Source organism: Bradyrhizobium sp. KZN70725, assembly GCF_055264925.1.
Genome location: NZ_JBUYWT010000164.1, coordinates 1 through 1,524 on the forward strand (window position 1 = coordinate 1; position 1,524 = coordinate 1,524).

General features: G+C 60.3%; 1 protein-coding gene. It reads left to right on the forward strand.

Features of this window, described 5'->3' with window-relative positions; all coding sequences use genetic code 11:
- The first annotated feature begins 306 nt into the window (after nt 1–306).
- Nucleotides 307–552 (forward strand): hypothetical protein, encoded by a 246-nt coding sequence (locus ACZBJS_RS42470; RefSeq protein ID WP_245311945.1) that lies wholly within the window; start codon nt 307–309, stop codon nt 550–552.
- Nucleotides 553–1,524: the final 972 nt, after the last annotated feature.

Sequence of the window (1,524 nt, forward strand, 5' to 3'; positions counted from 1 at the left end):
CACCCCATCAGGCGACGGCCTTCGCGCCGATCCCGTACAGAAGCAAGTGCCCGGCGAGTGGATGACGCGAAAAGGGATTGACTAACCAAGGCCCGTTACAGAAGCCCGGATAAAGCAAAGCGTAGTCCGGCAGGCTTCAGCAGCGCGGATAGAAAGTCCCGGATTTCGCGGAGCCTGTCGTCGGGCACGCGTTCGCGCGACCCGTTGGCTCCATCCGGGCTACGTTCCATGTCCCACGTCAGGTCCGCGTCAGCTTCGCCCGGTATTTTTGCCTGGCCGGGCGAGTTGGGAGACCATCGCGTGAGGATGATGAATGCGGCCGGCCGAGCCATCGCCGCGCTCGGCGTTGGCATCGTCGCCGTGGGGCACTGGGTCTGGACCTACCAGGGCCAGGGTGCCGCGCAGCATCCCCGCCTGCTGGCGATGAATCATGCGGTCGAGCTCTACGCCGGCATCTTCCTGATCGGCGTCGGCGTCCATGCCCTCGCATCCTGGTACTGGTTCAGCGATCCAAATCCGCCGGCGCGCTCCTCGGTCGGGGAGCCGCAGTAGCGTCCGCCTTGGCGGCAATGCTCCGGTTGAGGTGCTGTCCTGGTTAGGGCACTCGTACAGGGGAATTAGGACATCTGATGCCCGGTGGAATCTGGAAATTGGACACAGCCGCTGACTGACATACGCTAAAGCGCCCGCCGATCCGACGTGTAATGCTTTGAACATTATGTTCAGGACCGATTTAGATGGCGTCGAGTTCAGCCTCATAGGCTTGGCGGGGATATCGCTCGTCGCGTTCATCATCAGCTTAGGCTGGCTTCTGATCGGCTGAACTGCCGTAGCTCATTGGAAACGTCAACTTGGCCTTAGCGCTCTCCCGGCGCTGGGGCCGTTTTCTAATCAGGACACTTCCAAAATCAACTTGGGACACGGGGCCTAAATGCGGACAGCACCCCGGTTGAGATGCTGTCCCAGTTAGGACATTCGCTTGGGGAAATCAGGACACTCATTCACATATGCAAATGCCCTTCCGTACCATCGAGGTTCTAGCTCACGCGGGGGGTCCATAATCTTTCCCTACCCCACGGGCGCTCCTCGGCCTCAGCCTCCTTGCCCGAGTGCTGGGGCCGTTTGCTTGAGTGCCGCATCGCATCTGCGATGAAACGCAAGCTGACTTTCCTATGCAAATGCGGGAACAGACCTATTGGGCGCAGGGTCGAGTTCTCATGGGAATGACAATCCCTCTGGCCCCGGCGCTAGCTACGTGCCGGGGCCGCCTTATTCTCAGCGGCGCGGTAAGGCGGCCTCAGCGTTCGTTCCAACGCGCTGGGGCCGTTTCCTTGAGGGCGTCACGGGGAACAGTCTCGCTGGAAGGCCTGATTGATCGCCACTCTCTACGTAGCATCTCGGATTGGTGTGCCATATAGCGCGACAATCAGGATGAGAGCGGCCCGTCAATCAAGATGAGACGAGGCGGCCGAGTCAGGAGATAATTGACGCTGGCCGTCGACTTGGCAAGCGTTGATTGACGCT